This window comes from Streptomyces sp. NPDC031121 (assembly GCF_055570615.1).
Window position 1 is genome coordinate 160,980 of the sequence record NZ_JBVIGV010000009.1, and the last position, 19,139, is coordinate 180,118.

21 protein-coding genes are annotated in these 19,139 nt (G+C 76.4%); 12 read left to right on the forward strand and 9 right to left on the reverse strand.

The window, feature by feature from the left end:
* The first annotated feature begins 90 nt into the window (after positions 1-90).
* On the forward strand, positions 91-468 hold the full coding sequence (locus tag ACZ462_RS18530; RefSeq protein WP_467804385.1) for a DoxX family protein: 378 nt from the start codon (positions 91-93) through the stop codon (positions 466-468).
* A 44-nt stretch (positions 469-512) separates the two neighbouring features.
* Here the strand turns inward: ACZ462_RS18530 and ACZ462_RS18535 are convergent, their stop codons facing one another.
* Positions 513-782, reverse strand: coding sequence for a hypothetical protein (locus ACZ462_RS18535; RefSeq protein ID WP_467804384.1), 270 nt, complete (start codon positions 780-782; stop codon positions 513-515).
* Positions 783-830: 48 nt separating this feature from the next.
* Here ACZ462_RS18535 and ACZ462_RS18540 point away from each other — a divergent pair, with 48 nt between their 5' ends.
* From ACZ462_RS18540 to ACZ462_RS18550, 3 genes are all read left to right on the forward strand, one after another.
* Positions 831-1,178, forward strand: a complete 348-nt coding sequence (locus ACZ462_RS18540; protein ID WP_467804383.1) for a thioredoxin family protein — start codon at positions 831-833, stop codon at positions 1,176-1,178.
* Positions 1,179-1,321: 143 nt separating this feature from the next.
* A complete protein-coding gene (locus ACZ462_RS18545; protein WP_467804381.1) occupies positions 1,322-2,509 on the forward strand; it encodes a cytochrome P450 in 1,188 nt (395 codons plus the stop codon).
* Complete coding sequence (locus ACZ462_RS18550; RefSeq protein WP_467804380.1) at positions 2,506-2,730, forward strand: ferredoxin; 225 nt, start codon at positions 2,506-2,508, stop codon at positions 2,728-2,730. The genes ACZ462_RS18545 and ACZ462_RS18550 overlap by 4 nt, the downstream gene beginning before the upstream one ends.
* A 97-nt stretch (positions 2,731-2,827) precedes the next feature.
* On the opposite strand, the gene ACZ462_RS18555 is transcribed toward ACZ462_RS18550, so the two are convergent.
* Positions 2,828-3,034 carry a cold-shock protein gene (locus tag ACZ462_RS18555; RefSeq protein WP_189810071.1) on the reverse strand — a complete coding sequence of 69 codons (207 nt, stop codon included), beginning with the start codon at positions 3,032-3,034 and terminating at the stop codon, positions 2,828-2,830.
* A 377-nt stretch (positions 3,035-3,411) separates the two neighbouring features.
* Here ACZ462_RS18555 and ACZ462_RS18560 point away from each other — a divergent pair, with 377 nt between their 5' ends.
* On the forward strand, positions 3,412-4,911 hold the full coding sequence (locus ACZ462_RS18560) for a DEAD/DEAH box helicase (RefSeq protein ID WP_467804378.1): 1,500 nt from the start codon (positions 3,412-3,414) through the stop codon (positions 4,909-4,911).
* A 123-nt stretch (positions 4,912-5,034) separates the two neighbouring features.
* Here ACZ462_RS18560 and ACZ462_RS18565 read toward each other — a convergent pair whose 3' ends face one another.
* The 3 genes from ACZ462_RS18565 to ACZ462_RS18575 form a co-directional block, all read right to left on the reverse strand.
* Entirely contained in the window at positions 5,035-5,982 is a 948-nt protein-coding gene (locus ACZ462_RS18565; protein WP_467804376.1) for a class I SAM-dependent methyltransferase, read from the reverse strand.
* Positions 5,983-6,180: 198 nt separating this feature from the next.
* Positions 6,181-6,714, reverse strand: coding sequence for a hypothetical protein (locus ACZ462_RS18570; protein ID WP_467804375.1), 534 nt, complete (start codon positions 6,712-6,714; stop codon positions 6,181-6,183).
* A 72-nt stretch (positions 6,715-6,786) separates the two neighbouring features.
* A complete protein-coding gene (locus ACZ462_RS18575) occupies positions 6,787-7,293 on the reverse strand; it encodes an SRPBCC family protein (protein ID WP_467804374.1) in 507 nt (168 codons plus the stop codon).
* Between the two features lie 225 nt (positions 7,294-7,518).
* On the opposite strand from ACZ462_RS18575, the gene ACZ462_RS18580 reads away from it, so the two are divergent.
* The 3 genes from ACZ462_RS18580 to ACZ462_RS18590 all read left to right on the forward strand — a co-directional run bounded on the left by ACZ462_RS18580 (position 7,519) and on the right by ACZ462_RS18590 (position 10,001).
* Positions 7,519-8,742 carry a DUF418 domain-containing protein gene (locus ACZ462_RS18580; protein ID WP_467804373.1) on the forward strand — a complete coding sequence of 408 codons (1,224 nt, stop codon included), beginning with the start codon at positions 7,519-7,521 and terminating at the stop codon, positions 8,740-8,742.
* Positions 8,743-8,935: 193 nt separating this feature from the next.
* Positions 8,936-9,379 (forward strand): hypothetical protein, encoded by a 444-nt coding sequence (locus ACZ462_RS18585; protein WP_467804372.1) that lies wholly within the window; start codon positions 8,936-8,938, stop codon positions 9,377-9,379.
* Between the two features lie 127 nt (positions 9,380-9,506).
* Positions 9,507-10,001: a nucleotidyltransferase domain-containing protein gene (locus ACZ462_RS18590; RefSeq protein WP_468252460.1), complete on the forward strand. Its 495-nt coding sequence runs from the start codon at positions 9,507-9,509 to the stop codon at positions 9,999-10,001.
* Between the two features lie 9 nt (positions 10,002-10,010).
* On the opposite strand, the gene ACZ462_RS18595 is transcribed toward ACZ462_RS18590, so the two are convergent.
* The gene (locus ACZ462_RS18595) at positions 10,011-10,385 is read right to left on the reverse strand and encodes an iron chaperone (protein WP_467804370.1); all 375 of its coding nucleotides are present in this window, start codon (positions 10,383-10,385) and stop codon (positions 10,011-10,013) included.
* Between the two features lie 159 nt (positions 10,386-10,544).
* Between ACZ462_RS18595 and ACZ462_RS18600 the strand changes: the two genes are divergently transcribed.
* Positions 10,545-12,347: an RNA ligase family protein gene (locus ACZ462_RS18600; RefSeq protein ID WP_467804369.1), complete on the forward strand. Its 1,803-nt coding sequence runs from the start codon at positions 10,545-10,547 to the stop codon at positions 12,345-12,347.
* A complete protein-coding gene (locus ACZ462_RS18605) occupies positions 12,334-15,411 on the forward strand; it encodes a poly(A) polymerase (protein WP_467804368.1) in 3,078 nt (1,025 codons plus the stop codon). Before ACZ462_RS18600 ends, ACZ462_RS18605 begins: the two co-directional genes overlap by 14 nt.
* A gap of 219 nt (positions 15,412-15,630) precedes the next feature.
* Here the strand turns inward: ACZ462_RS18605 and ACZ462_RS18610 are convergent, their stop codons facing one another.
* Positions 15,631-16,548, reverse strand: coding sequence for an NADP-dependent oxidoreductase (locus tag ACZ462_RS18610; RefSeq protein ID WP_467804406.1), 918 nt, complete (start codon positions 16,546-16,548; stop codon positions 15,631-15,633).
* A 137-nt stretch (positions 16,549-16,685) separates the two neighbouring features.
* Positions 16,686-17,408 carry a peptidoglycan-binding domain-containing protein gene (locus ACZ462_RS18615; RefSeq protein ID WP_467804367.1) on the reverse strand — a complete coding sequence of 241 codons (723 nt, stop codon included), beginning with the start codon at positions 17,406-17,408 and terminating at the stop codon, positions 16,686-16,688.
* Positions 17,409-17,678: 270 nt separating this feature from the next.
* Here ACZ462_RS18615 and ACZ462_RS18620 point away from each other — a divergent pair, with 270 nt between their 5' ends.
* The gene (locus ACZ462_RS18620; RefSeq protein ID WP_467804366.1) at positions 17,679-18,191 is read left to right on the forward strand and encodes a hypothetical protein; all 513 of its coding nucleotides are present in this window, start codon (positions 17,679-17,681) and stop codon (positions 18,189-18,191) included.
* Positions 18,192-18,196: 5 nt separating this feature from the next.
* On the opposite strand, the gene ACZ462_RS18625 is transcribed toward ACZ462_RS18620, so the two are convergent.
* Positions 18,197-18,499 (reverse strand): hypothetical protein, encoded by a 303-nt coding sequence (locus ACZ462_RS18625; protein WP_467804364.1) that lies wholly within the window; start codon positions 18,497-18,499, stop codon positions 18,197-18,199.
* A 104-nt stretch (positions 18,500-18,603) separates the two neighbouring features.
* On the opposite strand from ACZ462_RS18625, the gene ACZ462_RS18630 reads away from it, so the two are divergent.
* Positions 18,604-19,056 carry a hypothetical protein gene (locus ACZ462_RS18630; protein WP_467804363.1) on the forward strand — a complete coding sequence of 151 codons (453 nt, stop codon included), beginning with the start codon at positions 18,604-18,606 and terminating at the stop codon, positions 19,054-19,056.
* Positions 19,057-19,139 lie beyond the last annotated feature (83 nt).

The following is a 19,139-nucleotide window of genomic DNA, read 5'->3' on the forward strand; positions in this document are numbered from 1 at the left end:
GCCGGCTTCGCCGCCGTCCGCCACGCCACCACGCAGCCCTACCCGCCAGTAGGATGCGGGGGCCCCTGATCCCGCCGAAAGGACCGCCCCGTGCCGCGCACCCCCTCCTCCCCCGCGCTCCTCGCCGGCTTCCTGGCCGCGATGGGGGTGGCGCACGCCGTCGTCCCGAAGCCGTTCGACGCGATCGTCCCGCGCGCCCTGCCCGGCAGTCCGCGGCTGTGGACGTACGCGAGCGGCGCGGCGGAGCTGGCGGTGGCCGCGGGGATCGCCCATCCGCGGACCCGCCGGGTCGCCGGGCTCGCCGCGGCGGCGCTCTTCGTCGGGGTCTTCCCCGCGAACGTGCAGATGGCCGCGGACGCGCGCCGCCGCTCGCCCGCCCACCGGGCCGTGGCGTTCGGCCGGCTGCCGCTCCAGGTGCCGCTCGTGGTGTGGGCGCGCAGCGTCAGCCGCGGGGCGGCCTCCCGCTGAGGCGCCCCCGGTCCGGCGGCCGCCGGACCCGGTGCCCGGGATGTTCAGCGGCTGTCGCCCGACCAGTCCCAGCGGGCGTCGTCGCCGGCGCGCCGGCGGTAGTGGGCGCGGCCGCCAGGGCCGTAGCGGCCTATCTCCGTGGGGAGCGCCGCCTCTTCGGCGAGGCGGCGCGCGCTCCATCCCGTGACGTCGAGCAGGAGCCCGTCGAGGGGCCCGCCGACCAGCTCGCCGTACTGGCGGCCGGGCCGCGGGCCGGGGTCGGGGTCTTCGTGGTCGGCGCCGTAGACCCGGCGCCGGAGCATCCTGTCGTCCATACCCGCCAGCTTCACAGACGCCACTGACATCGGAGCAGGAGCACCGCCATGGCACATCGCGTACACCGGCCGCTCGAGGACGAGGAGTTCGCCTTCGTCCTGCGGATGGCCGAGGGGCCGGTTCTGGCCTGTTTCGTCGGGAGCTGGCCCAAGGCCCTTGCGGCGAGCCGGGAGATGGACGAGCTCGCGGCCGCGGCGGCCGCCGCGTACGGGCCGCGCCTGACGGCGGTGCGCGCCGACATGGCGCGCTGCCCCGGCCCCACCAGGCGGTTCGGCATCACGTCCGCGCCGACCGCGCTCATCCTGCGCGACGGGCGGGAGGAGGCGCGGTACGAGGGTCCGGCGGCGCCGGAGGAGTTCCGGGCGTTCCTGCGGGAGCACCTCGGCACGCCCTGAGGCCGCGGCCCCCGGCACGGCGGGCCGGCGTCGCTCCGCCGCGGCGGCCATCTGGCCGAAACGGGTATGGGTGGGATAGATGCCCGAGGCATGTAATGGGTCCAGGCACGACGGAGCCACGGACCACGCCGATGAGGTGCTGCATGCCAGAGACCGTTGTCTTCCCGCAGAACCGGACCTGCCCCTACCACCCGCCGACCGCCTACGAACCGCTGCGCGCGGGACGTCCCCTCTCCCGGGTGAGCCTCTTCGACGGCCGCTCCGTGTGGATCGTCACCGGGCACGCCGAGGCGCGCGCCCTGCTCGCCGACGGCCGGCTGTCCGCCGACCGGCAGAACGCGGCCTTCCCCGCGCCCACCCCCCGTTTCGCGGGCCTGCGCGACCGGCGCACCGCCCTGCTCGGCGTGGACGACCCGGAGCACAACGCGCAGCGCCGGATGCTGATCCCCAGCTTCACCCTGAAGCGGACGGCCGCCCTGCGCCCCCGGATCCAGGAGACGGTGGACCGGCTGATCGACACCATGGTGGCGCGCGGCCCGCGGGCGGAGCTGGTCGGCGCGTTCGCCCTGCCGGTGCCGTCGATGGTGATCTGCGACGTGCTCGGGGTCCCGTACCAGGACCACGAGTTCTTCGAGGAGCAGTCGCGCCGGCTGCTGCGCGGCCCGGAGACGGCCGACGTCGCGGAGGCCCGCGCCCGCATCAACGCCTACCTGGCGGAGCTGATCGTGCGGAAGCGCTCCGATCCGGGCGAGGGCCTCCTGGGCGAGCTGGTCGGCCGGCACCTGAAGGAGGGTGAGACCGACGTCGACGAGCTGGTGTCGCTGGCGGCGATCCTGCTGATCGCGGGCCACGAGACCACCGCGAACATGATCTCGCTGGGGACGTTCACCCTGCTGCGGCACCCGGAGCAGCTGGCGGAGCTGCGGGAGGACGCCTCGCTGCTCCCGGCCGCCGTGGAGGAGCTGATGCGGTTCCTGTCGATCGCGGACGGCATGCTGCGGGTGGCCACCGAGGACATCGAGGTGGGCGGGGTGACGGTCCGCGCGGACGACGGGGTCGTCTTCTCCACCTCCGTCATCAACCGGGACGAGGCCGTCTTCGAGCGGCCGGACGTCCTCGACTGGCACCGCCCGGCCCGCCACCACCTCGGCTTCGGCTTCGGCGTGCACCAGTGCCTGGGGCAGAACCTGGCACGCGCGGAGATGGAGATCGCGCTGGGCACCCTGTTCTCGCGGCTGCCCGGCCTCCGGCTGGCGGCCGAGCCGGACCGCATCCCGTTCAAGCCGGGCGACACCATCCAGGGCATGGTCGAACTGCCGGTGGCGTGGTGAGCGGCGCGCCGCGCGAGCAGCGCACCGGCGTCGTCGTCGACCGCGGCGCCTGCATCGGTGCCGGCCAGTGCGCCCTGACCGCGCCGGAGGTGTTCACGCAGGACGACGACGGCCTCGGGCAGGTGCTGCCGGGGCGGGAGCACGGCCGCGGCAGCGCCCTGCTGCTGGAGGCAGTCCGCGCCTGCCCCGTCTCGGCGATCTCCGTGCGGACGGGCGGCTGAGCCGGCCGGGCGGCCCGTCCCGGGGGCCGGACGGCCGCGGGCCCCGCCAAGCTCGCGGGGCCCGCTGCCGTACGTCCCGCTCATGCGTGGAGTGGTGTCAGGGCTGGGGGACGACGTTCTCCGCCTGGGGGCCCTTGGGGCCCTGGACGACGTCGTATTCGACCTTCTGGTTCTCCTCCAGCGACCGGTACCCGGAGGACTGGATCGCGGAGAAGTGCACGAATACGTCGGGGCCGCCCGCGTCCTGTGTGATGAAGCCGAACCCCTTCTCCGCGTTGAACCACTTCACGATGCCTGTTGCCATGGGAGCTGATCCTTCTCAACGTGCCACGCGGACCGCACAAACGGTGCAGTCGTCACGATCCTGCCCTTGTGTCCCGCCCGTCACACGCGGGGTGCGGCCAACCGGGGACGGCTCGAACACCAGAGCGCCCCGCCGGAAGGTGCGGCACCGGCGGTCAGGCTCCGGTCCAGCCGGCCGCGCCGTGCCCCGGGCCCACGTGCCCGTGCGCGCTTCTGTGTCCTGCCGAGTAGGCTCCCGGCCACGGTCGCGGACCCCGGACCACCTGCGGTCCGGCGGCTCTGCGGCCCTCGGGGCGCCCTCAGCGGCGGACGCCCCCCCGGGGGCGCGCAGGCCCCGATGGTAAAATCTCCCTTTTGGCGCCCCGAGGAAGGCTCTGCATGAAGAACCCGTCACCCTACGGGCGTTTCGGCGTCAGGCCCGCCGCCGACGCGGCCCCGAGGAGCGCCGCCGGCAAGGGCGGCAAGGCACCCCGGAGCGTCGCGCCCGCGGGCGAGTTCGCCATGCCCGAGCCGGCCGTGCCCGCACTGCCGCCGGTGGCGTCGTTCGAGGAGCTGGACCTGCCGCGCGAACTGCTCACGACGCTGGCCGAGGCCGGCGTGGCCGAGCCGTTCCCCATCCAGGCCGCCGCGCTCCCCAACGCGCTCGCCGGCCGCGACGTGCTCGGCCGCGCCCGCACCGGCTCCGGCAAGACGCTCGCCTTCGGCCTGGCCGTGCTGGCCCGGACCGCGGGCCGCAAGGCCGAGCCGAAGCGGCCGCTCGCGCTGGTCCTCGTCCCGACGCGCGAGCTGGCGCAGCAGGTCACCGAGGCGCTCGCTCCGCACGCCGCGGCACTCGGCCTGCGCATGACCGCCGTCGTCGGCGGCCTGTCGATCGGTCGGCAGGTCAGCGAGCTGCGCCGCGGCGCCGAGGTCGTCGTCGCCACCCCCGGCCGCCTGAGCGACCTGGTGGGCCGGCGCGACGCCTCCCTGGAGCGGGTGCGGACCACGGTCCTCGACGAGGCCGACCAGATGTGCGACATGGGCTTCCTGCCGCAGGTCACGGAACTCCTCGACCAGGTCCGCCCGGACGGGCAGCGCATGCTCTTCTCGGCGACCCTCGACCGCAACGTCGACCAGCTGGTCCGCGCCTACCTGAACGACCCGGTCCCGCTCTCCGTCGACCCGTCCGCGGCGACCGTGACGACCATGGACCACCACGTCCTGCACATCCAGGCCGCCGACAAGTACTCCGCGGCGACCGAGATCGCCGCCCGCGAGGGCCGCGTGCTGATGTTCCTGGACACCAAGCACGGCGTGGACCAGTTCGTGAAGCACCTCCGGGCCATGGGCGTGCGCGCGGAGGGCCTGCACAGCGGCAAGTCGCAGCCGCAGCGGACCCGGACGCTCGCGCAGTTCAAGGAGGGCACGGTGACGGTCCTCGTCGCCACGAACGTCGCCGCGCGCGGCATCCACATCGACGACCTCGACCTCGTCGTCAACGTGGACCCGCCGGCCGACCACAAGGACTACCTGCACCGCGGCGGCCGCACCGCCCGCGCGGGCGGCTCCGGCAAGGTTGTCACCCTCGTCACCCCGAACCAGCGCCGCGACATGGTCCGGCTCATGGCCGAGGCCCGGATCCGGGCCACGACCACCCAGGTCCGCTCCGGCGAGGCAGCGCTCAGCCGGATCACCGGGGCCAAGGCCCCCTCGGGCGTGCCGCTGTCGGGCGCCTCGCCGACCGACGCCAAGGGCCGGCCGGCCGGCTCGGAACTCGGCTTCCGCGGAATGGGCACCCGGCCGGGCCGGGCCGGGCGCGGCAAGGAGTCCCGCAAGACGGCCGAGGCCAAGGCGCTCGCCGAGGCCCGCCGCGCGGCCCGCGTCCGCCGCGGGCACTGAGCCGGGGCGCGGGGCCCGGAGCCGCGCCGCGGCGGGCGTGCCGGGCGGCCGGGGCCTGCGTACGGGGCCCGGCGGGAGGCCTGCGTACCGGCCCCGGCCTACCGGGCCCTCGGCGGTCCGCGGTCAGCGGCGTTCGCGGCGACGGCGGCGCGCGGTGACGATCGCGCGGGTGACGACCGGCGGCAGCAGGTCCTTGGCCAGCTTCCGCCAGGCGGCTCCCGGCCGCGGCTTGGGCGCCGGCGCCGGGGGCGCGACAGGCTCCGGGGCGGGCTCCGGAGCCGGGTGCAGCGGCTTCGGCGGCTCGGGCGGGACGGCGCCGTGGTCGCCGATCCGCACCAGCTGCTGCCCGGCCACGTCGTCGATGCCGTGCCACAGGTCCTCGCGGCCGCGCAGCCATGCGAGGAGGCCCTTCCGGTAGGGCTCGGGGTCGTCCCAGGTGGCGTACAGCTTCGCCCCCGACACGCAGATCAGCCGCAGCCCCTCGGTGGCGACCGCCGCCCACACGGCGGCGGCGACGCCGGGGCAGTGCTCGGAGCGGTAGTCGTCGAAGGCGATCACCGCGCCCGGCGCGGCGACGGCCTTGGAGGACGCGATGTCCTGGACCACGTGCTCGTACAGGTGGGAGGCGTCGATGTGGATGAACCGGCAGCTCGCAGGCCGGACCCGGTCGGCCACCACGAACGTCGGCGCCTGGATGACGGTCGGCAGCCGCTCGTGGAACGCCAGGTAGTTCACCTCGAAGCCGCGGCGCGTCAGGGTGGGATAGGAGCCCCTCGTCTCCGCCAGGTTCGACTCGTCGGGGGCGGGCGAGTCGAAGAGGTCGCAGACGGTGAACTCCTCGCCGTCCCGCAGGTACCTCCCGAGGAAGATCGCGCTCTTGCCCATGAAGGCACCCAGTTCGAGCAGGTCTCCCGGCTCGGCCCCGCTCTCCTCCTGGTGGGACAGGAACCAGTCGAAGATGGCCTGGTCGTAGTCCGAGAACCACCCCTCGACCTGCTCGTACGCGGTCGGAGCGGGGATGGCCGGCTCTCCGTCGGGGGTGGTGACGGGAGCATGCGAAACGTGCGACACGGAGTGCAGCCTCCAGTGGAACGGCTTGGATCGACGCTGATACCCGGCCGGGGGTAGGCAGACCATAAGCCTGCGGACGGCCGGAAGACGAGTCCTTGTGCACACTGGTGGAATCCCGGTCCGCGGGCGCTCCCGTAATGCCCTCTTCGCCCGGTCCGCACCAGGGACGCCTCGGCGGGCCGCGCCGGGCGGCCCTGCTCAGGCGGTCGCCCTCCCGCGGCGCAGGCGCTGCGCGGCGCCGTTGCGGACCAGGCGCGTACGCGCGGACCCTGCGAGCAGGACGAGGGCCTCCTCGGGGACGGGCGAGCGGACGGCGGTGCGCTGGCACCAGTCCGACGCCCCCGCCAGCTCCTCGGCCGACCCCGGCTCGCCGCGTACGACGGCCCTCAGCAGGACCCACTCCCGCAGCCGGCCCGCCGCGAACGCGCACCCGGCGACGGCGGCGGACATGGCCGCCGCCCAGTCGGCGAAGCCGTCGGAGTGCAGCAGGCGGACGGCCCGCCGGTCCAGGTGCGTCACCACCGCGCTCTCGGCCATCACGGGGTCGGGGTCGCGCAGCACCGCCGCGACGGCGCCGGCCTCCGCCTCCGCGCGGCCCCCGCCCCCTGCCGCGGGGGTGCCCGCCGCGGCCGCCCCGGCCAGGGCGTCGAGGTGGCGGGCGTAACGCCAGTGCTCGGGCGGTTCCGTCCCTTCCGGCGCCTGCGCGGGTATCGGCTCATCGGTGCTCCCCATGGGCCCCATTCCACACGACGGCCGCGGACGGGCGGCGCCCAGGGTGGCCGCGGAGGGGGCGGGGCGGCCCGGTCAGGCGGCGGTCGGCGCCTGACCGCCCGGCTCGGGCAGCGGGGCGCCCGTCTCCAGCAGCGTCTTCAGGCTCGACGCCAGCATCGGCCAGGCCTCGCGGCACATCCCGATCAGGGAGCCTTCGGGGACGAAGCCGTCGTGGCGGATCGTCAGCCGCGCCAGGGCGTCCCCCACGGGCTCGATCTCGTACGCCACCCGCGTCCGCGGCTGGGCGGCCAGCTCGGCCCGCAGCTCCTCGCCGACCCCGGCCGAGGCCGCCCACTCCGGGGTGAAGGTGTGCCAGGTGTACGCGAGCCTGCGGTCCGGGACGCACTCCAGGACGACCTGCTCGGCGTCCTTCGTCCGCACCCCGCGCTCCACCCACGCCATCGGCGAGCCCACGGCCCAGTCCGTCTCGAAGACCAGGCCCCAGTACCGGCGGGTGTACCCCGGATCGGTGAGGGCCTGCCAGACGACGGCGGGGTCGGTCCGGATGTAGACGGTGTACGTGATCGCGCTGTCGGTCATGCCCCCATGCTGGCGGACGGCCGTCCGCGGCGGCCGGATTGGCCCGCCGACCGGTGCCCCGCGACGGACGCCGGCCGGACCGCACAGCGGGGACATGCCTCCTTATGACTTGGTTACATCCCCCCTGCTACGTTCTGCCGCGCGGACTGGCGGCATCGAAACCGCCGGTCCGACCACGTGGAACCGGCCCCGACCGGACCGGCCGGACCGAGGAGAGGCACAGGCATGCGAGGCGCTACCCGTCCCCGCACGGGCGCGGGCGGCGCAGGCGCGGGCCGCCTCACCGGGGTCGACGCCGTGCGCGGACTCGCCGTACTCGGCATGTTCGCCGTACACGTCGGCCCCGGCGCGCAGCCCGAGGGAGCCGGCTACCTGGTCGTCGCCGCGGACGGGCGGGCCCCCGCCCTGTTCACGCTCCTCGCCGGGTTCTCGCTGGCCCTCGCCCGGCGCGGCAGCCGGCCGTCGCCCGCACCGGCAGGCGGACCGCTCCGGCGCCACCGGCCGCTGCTGATCCGCTGCGCCGTCCTGGCCGCCCTCGGGCTGTTCCTGGCCGCGCTGTGGCCCGGGTTCCTGGTCATCCTGACCTTCTTCGCCGTGTACTTCCTCGCCGCGGAGCCGTTCACCCGGCTGTCCACCCCGGTGCTCACCGCCGTCGCGGGTGCGTCCATGGTCGCCGGGCCCGTCCTGTCGTTCACCCTCGGCCCCCTGTTCGGGTACGGGCAGTCCGGACGCGGCGCGGTCCCCGAGCCGGCCGGGCTGACCAGCTGGGAGGGCCTGGGCCGCACCCTGTGCGAGCTGCTGCTGACCGGCGCCTACCCGGTGGCCACCTACTTCCCGTACGTGCTGGTCGGACTCGCCGCGGGCCGCCTGTGCGACCTGCGGGAACGCCGCAGCGCGGTCCGTCTGGCCGGATGGGGCGCGGCCGCGGCCGCCGCCGGGTACGGCGGCGCCTGGCTCAACGCGCACCTGCTCGGCGGCCGCGACCGGCTCCTCGCGGTGATAGCCGCCCGCCACCCGGAGGCCGCGGACGCCGCGGACCCCGTACGCGCCGTGCTGGACGCGCAGTTCGGGGCCATACCGAGCACCTCCTGGGACTGGCTGCTCGTCGCCGACCCGTACAGCCAGACCCCGCTGGAGACCCTCGGCAACGCGGGCGTGGGCTGCGCCCTCATCGGCCTGTTCGTACTCGCCGCGCAGCACCGGGCGGGCGTGCGGCTGCTGGCGCCGCTCGCCGCGCTCGGGGCGATGGCGCTCAGCGCGTACGTCGGCCACGCCCTGGTCCTGGCCGGACCCGCGCACGGCGCCGCGTCCTGGACCGCGCTCGGCGTGTTCGCCGCCGTGTCGACGGCCGCGGCCTGGGGCTGGCAGCACGCATGGGCCGACAGCCCGTTGCGCCGCGGGCCCCTGGAACACGTCCTGCGACTGGCCAGCCAGGGGCGCGCGGGGTAGCCGGGACCGGCGGACCGACCGGGGTGCGGCCTCCTGCTGCCGACTGCGGTTGCGGCACCAGGTTCCGGACCGGCCCGCAGGGCGCGGGCGGGCGCGGGCGCGCGCCCGGATGCGCCGGGGCGCCGGCAGCGGGGCCACCCTTACGCGTGATGGCGCATGGATCGGGCCGGGGCAGGTAGGGCACGCTGGGCGCATGGAGTTACGCCGCGCCGCGCTGCCCCTGCCGTTCACCCTCGCCGCCCTGGTGCTTGCCTCGGGCTGCGTGACCGTGCGGCCGGACGGATCCGCGCCGGCGAACCGTCCCGAGCCGGCGGCGGGCCGCGGAGGCCCCGTGGCACTGCCGTTGAGCGCCCTGCCGGTCGGGGGATCCACGGTCACCGCGTCGGGACCGGCCCCCGAGGCACCCACCGCGCAGCCGGCGGCACCCGCGCCGCGCACACAGCCGCGTGAGGCGGAGCGGACGCCGCGCGGCCCCCGGAAGCAGCCGCGCACCGCCGAACCGGCGGCCCCGCCCACCCGCAAGGCCCCCGCCCGCCCGAAGCCCCGCCCGGCACCACGCCACCCGTACGACATGGCCTCCCTGTGCGAGGCCGCCAAGGGCACGGTCTCCCCCTCGATCACCGCCCTCTGCGGCTAGCCGCGCGGACCCGTTCGCCTGCCCTCGCGGCCGGAAATCAGGCTGCTGCGGCGGGCGTTGCCGCATAGCCTGCTCGGCTGTGGACAGGGAGCGCAGTGCTCGGCAGCTCCGGCTGATCGGCGAGACGGTGGAGGGGGCGACGGCCCTCGGCCTGGAGGTATGGCTCCGCGGGGGTTGGGCCATGGACTTCTTCGTCGGCGAGGTCACACGTGACCATGTGGACATCGACTGGTTCGCCTGGGCGGAGGATGCACCCGCTCTGGCCGACGGCCTGCTGCGTTCGGGGTACGAGCCCCTGGCGGGGCCGCCCGCCGAGCAGCAGCTCGATTTCCGCAAGCAGGGCGTCGAGAGCAGCTTCGCCCTCCTGAGGTGGGACCGGCTCGGGCGCGTTGTGGTGGCCGGCGGTCCCTGGGCCGGAGAACCGTGGCCGGACGGCATGCTCGATGCCTCTCCCGGCCGTATCGGGGCGCTCACGTGCCGGATCATCAGTCCCCGCGCTCAGATCACGATCAAGCGGATGATGCCGGTCTGGGTTCCCGGGCGGCCTCGCCGGACGAAGGACAGCGAGGACATCACCCGGCTGGAAGCAGCCGTGCGAGCGCGGGGCATCCGCCCGGCATGAGGGCCCGTGTCAGTCGGTGACGTCCGGTGGCCGGTTCTGCTGCTCCAGCAGCAGTGTGGCGGCCCGCTTCAGGAGGGGGAGCGGGATCGGGTGGGACAACGGGAATTTCAGGGTGCCGCGGCCCGCGCGGTAGGGGGCCAGCTCCGCCTCGAGTGCCGCGTCGTCGGCGGTGTCCGGCACCGGGTAGACGCTGATGTGGTGCTTCCAGCCCGCGAAGTACACCACCGCCCGGCCTTCCCGGGTGAGCGCCGGGATCCCGTAGGAGATCGTCTCGGCCGCGCCGGGGACGGCTGCGTGCAGGGTGCGGCGTACGGCTTCCAGGGCGGGGTGGGCCTCCTCGGGAAGGGTGGCGAGGTACTCGTCCACGGTTTTCGCTGCGGCCATGGCGGCAGTGTGGCCGGTCGTGTCGTCCGCCGCCCGTCGGCGCGTCGGCGCCGGCCGTTGCGCGGGCGTGCCGGTGAGGGGCACGGTTAATCGGTGGAGTGCCGTGTGCACCGCTACGTACAGTGACCGGGCACCCGCCGCCGATGCAGAGAGTCCACCATGCGCACCCACTACCCCCGTACGCCCCACCTCCCCTGGTCACCGGGGGCGACCGCGGACGACGTGCGCGCCCCCGGGGCGGAGTGGTTCGCGGGCCGGGAGGTGGTCGTCACCGAGAAGCTCGACGGGGAGAACACCACCCTGTACGCGGACGGCCTGCACGCCCGTTCCCTCGACTCGGGCCACCACCCCTCGCGCGCCTGGGTGAAGGGCCTGCAGAGCCGGATCGGCGCGGGCATCCCGGCGGGGTGGCGCATCTGCGGCGAGAACCTGTACGCCCGGCATTCGCTGGCGTACGAGGACCTGGACAGCTGGTTCTACGGGTTCTCGGTGTGGGACGGCGGCGACCGCTGCCTGGGCTGGGACGAGAGCGTGAGCTTCCTGCACGGACTCGGCGTGCCCGTCCCGCGCGTGCTGTGGCGCGGCGTCTTCGACGAGCGGGCGCTGCGCAGACTGCGCCTGGACACGGCACGGCAGGAGGGGTACGTCGTGCGCACCGCGGCCGGCTTCCCGCGGGAGGACTTCGGGCGGTGCGTGGGGAAGTGGGTGCGGCGCGGGCACGTCACCACCGACGCGCACTGGATGTACTCGCCCGTCGTGCCCAACGGGCTCGGGCCGCAGGCCGCGCTGTGGGCGGTGCGGTCCGGTGCGGATCCGGATCCGGTTGCGCTGGCGGCCGCCGTCGGCGTCGATGCCGGGGCCGGTTGCGGTGCGGGGGTGTCCTCCACCGTCGCCGAGGCGGCGGGTCGGCTCGACGCGGCCGGCCGTAGCGGTGACGCCCGCCTCGCGGGCGTGCTGGCCGCCCTGCTCCACCGGATGCCGCGGGCCGCGGTCGGGTCGCGGCTCGCGGCGGGGCCGGTCGGTATGCCGCTTGCCCGGCGGGTCGCGGACCTCGTCGGCCTCTTCCCGCGCCTCACGCGGGCGTTCCCGGACGGGGAGCGGCGGGCCGGGCTCGTGCGGATGGCTGCGGCTGCCGATCTCGGGGTGCTGCACGCGCTCGCTGCGGCCGTCGGGGTGAGGGGTGACCGGGCCGCCCTCGCCGAAGCCTCGGAGTGCGTGGAGTGGTCCGCGCTGTACGCGGAGGAGGAGGGGCTGCTCGGGCCCGACCCGCTGCGTCCGCTGCGGAGCGGACTGCGTGCCGCGCTCGCCGGGCTGGATCCGGACGCCGCGGACCGGTGCTGGGCCGAGGCGCTGCAGCTGTTCGCGCAGGGCCGCATATCCACCGCCGAGGAGGCCGTGGCCGCGACCTGGCGGTGGCGGGACGGCCGCTTCCCGCGGCTGGTGCAGCTGTGCGGGCCCGCGGGCAGCGGCAAGAGCACGTACGCCCGGAGCCTGCCGGGGGTAGACGCGTACATCGCCCTGGACGACCTGCGGGCCGCCCGCGGGAACCGCGCCGACCAGCGGGACAACGCCGACGTGCTGCGCGAGGGCCTGGACCGGCTCGACGCGGCGCTCGCGGCCGGCGGCACGGTGGTCTGGGACGCCACGTCCCTGACCGGGCAGCAGCGGGGGCTGCCCGCGGCGGTCGCCCGGCGCCGCGACGCCCTCGTCACGCACGTCGTGCCGCTGGTGGAGGAGGCGGAGCTGGTCCGCCGCAACGGTGTGCGGGAGCATCCGGTGCCGCCGCGGGTGCTGGCGTCGCAACTGCACCGGTTCGCCCCGCCCTACCCCGGCGACGGGCAGGGGCACCGCATCCGCTACCTCGGGGCCGGCGGGAGCGTCGAGGACACCGCCGGCAGCCTGGGCGCGGTAGGCGGCCCGGGGCGGCGTACGGGGAGGGACCGCGCCGATGCGCACCAGTGAGCAGCTGTACCACCAGGTCCGGTGGGACCCCCGGTTCGACCCGGCGCGGTTCGTCCTCGGCCTGCACCAGCGCGGGGCGCCGCCCAAGCGGGTCCCGCTGCCGTCGTTCGTGCCCGGCGGGGACATCCCGTGGCACCGGGTGGTGTTCGTCGAGGCGGACGGCGAACTGGTCTGGGACCGCGCCACCGGCACGGACCGGATCGACTCCACCAGCGCCGGGCGCGTCCGCGAGCCGCGCCTGCTGCGCTCCCCCTTCTTCGCCGCCCGGACACCGCATGCGTGGGATCCGTCCGCGGGCGGGGCCTGGCGGCCCGCCGGGGATTCCGACGCGGGCGGCGCGCGCCGTCCGGCCGTGACGGCCGGTTCGCCGGCCCGGGTGCGGCTGCTGACCTGGAACACGCTGTGGGACCGCTACGACGCGCCGCGGATCGACACGGACCGGCGCAGGCCGCTGCTGTGCGCCGAACTGGAGGCCGCCGACGCGGACGTCATCGCGCTCCAGGAAGTGGAGCCGGTGCTGCTCGACATGCTGCTGGAGCAGCCGTGGGTGCGCCGCGCGTACACGATGTCGGCCGCCCCGGACGGCCGGGACGTCGCCGACTGCGGCCTGCTGGTGCTGAGCCGGCTGCCCGTGGCGGAGGCCGGGCTGCACCGCCTCGGCCCGCACAAGGCGGTCTCCGCGGTGGTGGTGCGGACCGCGGCCGGGCCGCTGGTCGTGGCCGCCGTCCACCTGACGAGCGACCACACGAGGGACGGGGCCGCGCGGCGGGCCGAGGAGCTGCGTCTCACTGCCGAGGGACTCGGCGGTGTCGACGCCCATGTCGCGCTGCTCGGGGACTTCAACGACGGGCGGGGCGGCGCGGACGGGCCGGCGGCCGTCCTGGGGATGCGGGACGCCTGGAGCGAGGTGCACGGGGCGTCCGACGACACGCCCACCTTCGACCCGGGCGCCAACCCGCTGGCGGCGGTCGGCTCCCTCACCGGGCGGGCCGCACGGCTGGACCGCGTCCTGCTGCGCTCGGACGCGGTGCGGGTCCGGGACGCTCGTCTGCGGGGCCGTGTTCCCGCGGAGGGCGGGCTGTTCGCCTCCGATCACTACGGGGTCGAGGTGGAGGTCGACGTCGATGGTGATGTCGCCCTCGGCGCCGACGCGGGTCCCGGGGTTCGGGCGGAGGGTGTTGCGGGCCAGGGGGCGGGGGCGGGTCCCGAGGGCGCAGGTGTCGAGGGCGCAGGTGTCGAGGGCGTCCGCAGCGCCTTCGGCGTGCCGACCTCGCGGACTGCCGTCGCGTGGCTGCCGCCGTCCGATCCGGTGGTGGATGCGCTGCGGCGCGAGCACGATCCCGCCTTCGGACGCTGGCCCGCCCACGTGAACCTGCTGTTCGGGTTCGTTCCCGAGGCCCGCTTCGAGGAGGCGGTGCCCGTGCTGGCCGAAGCCGCCGCCGCGACGGCCCCGTTCCGGGTGCGGATGGCCGGGGTGCACGGCTTCGGGCACCGGGAGGACGCCACGCTCTGGCTGGACCCGGCCGCGGCCGGCGAAGCCCCGTGGCAGGAGCTGCGGCAGGCCCTGGTCGAACGGTTCCCCGCCTGCCGGGGGCGCGGCGGGGGCTTCACCCCGCACCTGACGCTGGGCCGCAGCCCGGACCCGCAGCAGGCACTGGCCGAGTTGACCGCACGGCTCGGCGGCCCCTCGGCCGGCCGCGACGCCCGCGTCGGGGAGCTGGCCGTGCTCTCGCGGCGCGGCGATGAGCCGATGCGGGTACGGGCCACGGTGGAGCTGGGTACGGGGACTGTCCGCTGGCTGCCCGAGTCGGGGCAGGGGCCGGGGCCGGGACCCGGCGTGCCGGGCACGCCGTGGGAGGCGCAGGGTGAGGGCGACTGCGCCGTCGCCGAGGGTGTCGCCGAGCGCCTCGCGGGAGCCCTCGGCGGTGTCGTGCACGTCGTCGGGTCGCGCCGCACGGGCTGCGCCCTGCCGGGAGCCGACCTGGACCTCGTCGCGGCCCTGCCCGGCAGCCCTGGCATCGACACCGTGCGGGAGCGCGTCGCCCAAGCGCTCCCGCAGGCCCGGCGGCTCCGGGTCGTCAGGGGCGCGCGCGTGCCCGGGCTGCGGCTGCACGTGGACGGGTTGGACGTGGATGTGGTTGTCGTCGGCACCGGCGGAATCCGGCCCGAGGAGGCCGTGGCCCGCCGGGCGGAGCTCGGCGAGGCGGCGGCGGTCGCGCTGAGCGCGGTGTCGGACGCTGAGGCCGTGTGCGCCGCCACCGCGGCGGCCGGCCCGGAGCGGCAGGCGGTGTTCGCCTGGCTGGCACGGCAGGTGAAGGCCTGGGCCCGGGTCCGCGGTGTGGATTCGGCGCCGTTCGGCGGGCTTCCCGGGGTGGCCTGGGCGGTTCTGGCGGCGCGCACCGTGGCGGAGGCTCCGGAGTTGCGCGGTGTTCTGCTGCTGCGCGCCTTCTTCGCGGCATGGGCCGCCTGGGACTGGCGTGAGCCGGTCGCCCTGAGCGGGGCGGGCGGCGTCGAGCGGTCGGTGCCCGGTGGCCCTGAGTGCGGAGCCGTCACCGTGCTCACCCCGTCGGAGCCGGTGCGGAGTTGCACCGCGCAGGTGGGGCCCGGGATGCGTGACCTGCTGACGCAGGAGCTGTACCGGGCCTGGGAGCTGCTGGAAGCCGACCCGGCCGGTGCGGCCGAGCTGTTCGCCGTGCCGGCGCTGCACCGCCGGCACGCGGCCTGGGCCGTCGTCACCGTGCGGGGCGACACGCCGCAGGAGTGCGAGGAGGCCCTGGGGCGGGCGCGGGGGCGGATGCGGGCCCTGGTGAGGGCGTTGGAGGAGGTTGCGGGCGGAGGTGTCGGCGGCGAGGGTGTTGCGGACGGGCGTGTTGCCGGCGGGGGCGTGCATGCCTGGCCGCGGCCCTTTGCCTCCTCGTCCGTGGTCGTGCGGTACGCCGTCGGGCTCGGGGCCGCCCCGCCGGACCGGGCGCGCCTGGCCGAGGCGGCCTCCCGGTGGTGTGCGGCCCTGCCGGGCGTGAGCGTGGAGTGGGCGGAGGGGGGAGAAGTGCCGACGGTGGGGTAGGGGCGGGAGTCCGGTGGGTCGGGCGTGGGTGGCGCGGGGGTGCCCGGCAGTCCCCTTCGTCCCTGGGGAGCGGGCCGCCCCGGAACGCCGAAAACCTGCCGGGAAGCCCCCGGAGGAGCGGGAGCAGGGACGAGGGTGGGGAGGTCGGCAGGGGAACTCCCCCTCCCGGTTCCGCCGCCGTGTCCGGGGGTCCCCGCGGTGCGCCGGGCTGCGACGCGGTCAGAGTTCGATGATGATCTTGCCTGCCGTGTGGCCCTCCTGGTTGAGGGCGAAGGCCGCTGCGGCGTCGGCGAGGGGGAAGGTTTCGGCGACCGTGACCTTCAGTCGGCCGCTGTCGGCGAGCTTGCCCAGTTCGGCCAGGTCGCTGCCGATGGGGCGCACCCACATCCACTGGCCTTCGGCGCCCAGGACGTTGGGGTCGGCGATGGAGGCGTGGCGGCCGTCCGTCGCGAGGACGGCCTGGGTGACGTCGAGGACGCCGCCGACGAAGTCCGCCACGACCGAGACCCCGTCCGGGGCGAGCGCCCGGACCCGGTCGACGAGGCCCTCCCCGTACTGCACCGGCTCGCAGCCCAGTTCGCGCAGGCGGTCGTGGTTGCGCGGGGAGGCCGTGCCGATGACGCGGGCGCCCAGCGCCCGGGCGATCTGCACGCCGAAGCTGCCGACACCGCCGGCCGCGCCGTGGACGAGGACCGTGTCGTCCTTGCCGGTGCCCAGGCGGGTGAGCAGCTGGTAGGCCGTGAGGCCGGCCAGCGGCAGGCCGGCCGCCTCGCGCCAGTCGAGGGAGGCCGGCTTGCGGGCGAGGGCGCGCGCGGGCACGCTGACGTACTCGGCGAAGGTTCCGCCGTGCACGTAGTCCTTGCGCGCGTACGCCATCACCTCGTCGCCGACCGCGAACTCCGGTACGTCGATGCCGAGCCGCTCGACTGTTCCCGAGACGTCCCAGCCGGGGACGACCGGGAAGAGGACGTCCATCAGTCCGTCCAGGCCGCCCGCCATGATCTTCCAGTCGACGGGGTTGACCGCGGCGCACCGGACCTTGACGAGGACCTCCCCCGGCGCCACCTTCGGCATCGGCAGGCGGGTCTCGCGGAGCACCTCCGTCCCGCCGTACTCGTCGTACGCCATCGCCCGCATGGTGTCCTCGGACATCGCACCGACCTCTCGTGTGGGTGTGGGCCGGTCCCATCCCACCACGGTCCGCGGCCGGGCGCGCGCTGCCCCGAACCCGGCGGCAGGACGCCGTCCGCGGGTGCTTGCCTTCCCGGGTGCCGTCAGATGCCGAACTCCGCCCGCGTGGCCGGGCCGTAGACGCCGGACGGGTCGCCCGTGATGTCGCGGTCGCGCTGGAGCTGGGCGACGCCGCGCTTCGTCTGCCCGTCGTAGACGCCGCTGACCTTCACGTACGTGAACCCCTGCCCGTACAGCGCTTCCTGGAGGGCGGTCACCTCCGAGCCGCGGTCGCCCATGCGCAGGGTGCCGCCGTCGCCGGTCTGCGGCCGGTCGGATGCGGCCGACGGGGACGGCGGCGGGGAGGAGCGGTCGGTCTTCGGGCTCGCCGACGGGGAGGCCGAGGCGGTCGCGGTCGCGGTCGCGGAAGCGGAGGAGGCCGCGTCCGGGCCGGTGCCGGGGGCGTGCAGTTCCGGGACGGACACGTCGGGGCGCTGGGAGGAGAACGCCGACTCCGGTTCGGCGCCGCCCGGCAGGAGGGCCAGCGCGCCGGCGCCGAGCAGGAGGACGGCACCGCCGGCCGCCCACAGGGGCTTGCGGCTGCGGCGGTCCTCCCGCAGTCGGCGGCGGGCCGCGGCGCGGCCGCCCGGAGGGGAGGCCGGGGGTGCTGCGGGCTCCGGGAAGGCCGCCGGGGCCGCGGGATCGGGCTCCGGCCAGGCGATCGGTTCGGGTGCGTGGGCGTGCGGGGACGGGGCGGCCGCCGGGGTCATGTAGGGGCGTACGAGGCGACCGTCTTCGGGCCCGGACTCGCGGGCGTCTGGGGACATCGTGCTCTCCCGGCGGGGACTGGGGCCGGTGTGGCGGTGCGGCGCCGGCCCCCGGCCGGTCGGGGCCGTTCCGGTGGGCGGTTCCTGACCGGCGCACTCTCGCCGACCTGGCGGGCCCGGTCAAGCCCGGTGTCCGAACTGCCCCATCCGTCCGGCCGGTCAGGCGCCCTGCCGCGGTCGGCGGCGCGGGGAGGGCGGAACACGGCGGTGTCACCCGGACGCGTGAGGGACAGGGCACCGGGCGGACAGCCGTCGGGCATCGTGGTCGGCATGCAGCTACGCCGGGCCCTGCCCCTGTCCCTCGTCGCGCTGCTCGCCGGCGGCTGCACCGCGGCCGGCCCGGAGCCGCCGCCCCGCGGGTCGGTGCCGCCGCGGACCTCCGTGCCGTCCCCGCCCGCGCGGGAGGCGGCGCGGGAGGCCCCGCGCGGGCCGGCGCCGACGGCAGGGCGGCCGCCCCCGCCGCGGACGGCTCCGGTGGGCGGGGCGGAGCAGCCCCCGCCGGGGTCACCGGATCCGGCCGTGCGGGCCGATGAGGAGACCGCCGCCCCGCGGCCGTCCGCGCGGGCCGTGGTGCCGGAGGCGCCGCGGCGGGTGCAGCCGCCCCGTCCGAGGCCGGTGCGGCAGCCCCGGCGGCACACCGCAGTGCCGTCCCCGGAAGGCGGGGAGCCGTCCGGTGCGGGGGCGGAGGCGTTCCCGCCGTACGGCGACGACCCGTGTGCGGCCGCTGAGGGTGCCGTGCCGCCGTCGGTCATGGACCTGTGCGTACGGCAGTACGGGCGCTGACTGGTTCAGGCGCCCCGGCGGACGCTCGCGGCGACCGCGGCGCAGCGCCGGGCGGTGTGCCGGCGGGCCGTGCGCAGGCGGCGCATGGTCGTGTGGCCGCGGCGCCGCCATTCGCCGCGGGGCAGGGCGGCCCGATGGCCGCCGCTGGTGATGAGGGCGTTGACCGGGGCGTGCGGGTCGGTCGCCATGCCCTTGGCCACCAGGACGCCCACCACGAGCGGCAGCACGGCCACGGCCAGGGCCGAGCCGGCGATGGCCGCCTGCCGGATGCGGGGGCGCGGGGTGCGGGGAGTGGCGTCGCTGGTCATGGCCCCATTCGACCAGCGGCGCCACGGCGGCGTATCGGGGCGGATACTCAGGTCGTCGGGTGCGGTGTACTCAGGTGCGCCGGGGCGCAGGGGAGGTGGTCGGCGTGGTCGTGTCCGGGGAGGGGTTCGAGGCGGCGAGCGGGGACGGGCCCGCGGTGGTCGGCGGCGGGCGGCGCATCGGCGAGGTGCGCACGGCTTATGAGGGTCTGCTGCAGATTCGTCGTGTGGTGAACGGGCCGGACGGCGAGGGAGTTCCCGCTCCGTGGGAGGTGCGGCGGATGCCGCGGGCGGTGGCGCTGGCGCTGGAGGCGGCGGGTGTCCCGGCGTCGGCGGTGGACGGGGAGCGCCGGCGGGTGCGTACGGGCTACCGGGTCGCGGAAGGGCCCGAGGGGCGGGCGCAGGTGTCCTGGGTCGGGCCGCCGGGCGGTGGCGCGGTCGGCGAGGAGCGGGAGCGGCTGGCGGAGTGCGCGGCCGCCCTGGAGCGGCTCGGGTGGGTCTGCCTGCTCTACCGGGGCCCCCGCGGTCGGCGCTTCGTGGAGGTCGAGGCGCCCCGCTGATCCGCCGCCGACGGCGCGGGCGCGCACACCATCGCCTCCACCGGGGGGTGCCGGGCTCGTACACCGGCGTGGAGCTGCTGGCG

What these genes read in the sequence shown, in the direction of transcription:
- ACZ462_RS18600 (WP_467804369.1), top strand. Translation starts at nt 10,545, where the DNA reads ATGCGCACCCACTACCCCCGTACGCCCCACCTCCCCTGGTCACCGGGG.
- ACZ462_RS18610 (WP_467804406.1), bottom strand. Translation starts at nt 16,548, where the DNA reads ATGCGGGCGATGGCGTACGACGAGTACGGCGGGACGGAGGTGCTCCGC.
- ACZ462_RS18560 (WP_467804378.1), top strand. Translation starts at nt 3,412, where the DNA reads ATGAAGAACCCGTCACCCTACGGGCGTTTCGGCGTCAGGCCCGCCGCC.
- ACZ462_RS18535 (WP_467804384.1), bottom strand. Translation starts at nt 782, where the DNA reads ATGGACGACAGGATGCTCCGGCGCCGGGTCTACGGCGCCGACCACGAA.
- ACZ462_RS18575 (WP_467804374.1), bottom strand. Translation starts at nt 7,293, where the DNA reads ATGACCGACAGCGCGATCACGTACACCGTCTACATCCGGACCGACCCC.
- ACZ462_RS18585 (WP_467804372.1), top strand. Translation starts at nt 8,936, where the DNA reads ATGGAGTTACGCCGCGCCGCGCTGCCCCTGCCGTTCACCCTCGCCGCC.
- ACZ462_RS18625 (WP_467804364.1), bottom strand. Translation starts at nt 18,499, where the DNA reads ATGACCAGCGACGCCACTCCCCGCACCCCGCGCCCCCGCATCCGGCAG.
- ACZ462_RS18570 (WP_467804375.1), bottom strand. Translation starts at nt 6,714, where the DNA reads ATGGGGAGCACCGATGAGCCGATACCCGCGCAGGCGCCGGAAGGGACG.
- ACZ462_RS18620 (WP_467804366.1), top strand. Translation starts at nt 17,679, where the DNA reads ATGCAGCTACGCCGGGCCCTGCCCCTGTCCCTCGTCGCGCTGCTCGCC.
- ACZ462_RS18555 (WP_189810071.1), bottom strand. Translation starts at nt 3,034, where the DNA reads ATGGCAACAGGCATCGTGAAGTGGTTCAACGCGGAGAAGGGGTTCGGC.
- ACZ462_RS18615 (WP_467804367.1), bottom strand. Translation starts at nt 17,408, where the DNA reads ATGTCCCCAGACGCCCGCGAGTCCGGGCCCGAAGACGGTCGCCTCGTA.
- ACZ462_RS18595 (WP_467804370.1), bottom strand. Translation starts at nt 10,385, where the DNA reads ATGGCCGCAGCGAAAACCGTGGACGAGTACCTCGCCACCCTTCCCGAG.
- ACZ462_RS18540 (WP_467804383.1), top strand. Translation starts at nt 831, where the DNA reads ATGGCACATCGCGTACACCGGCCGCTCGAGGACGAGGAGTTCGCCTTC.
- ACZ462_RS18545 (WP_467804381.1), top strand. Translation starts at nt 1,322, where the DNA reads ATGCCAGAGACCGTTGTCTTCCCGCAGAACCGGACCTGCCCCTACCAC.
- ACZ462_RS18605 (WP_467804368.1), top strand. Translation starts at nt 12,334, where the DNA reads ATGCGCACCAGTGAGCAGCTGTACCACCAGGTCCGGTGGGACCCCCGG.
- ACZ462_RS18580 (WP_467804373.1), top strand. Translation starts at nt 7,519, where the DNA reads ATGCGAGGCGCTACCCGTCCCCGCACGGGCGCGGGCGGCGCAGGCGCG.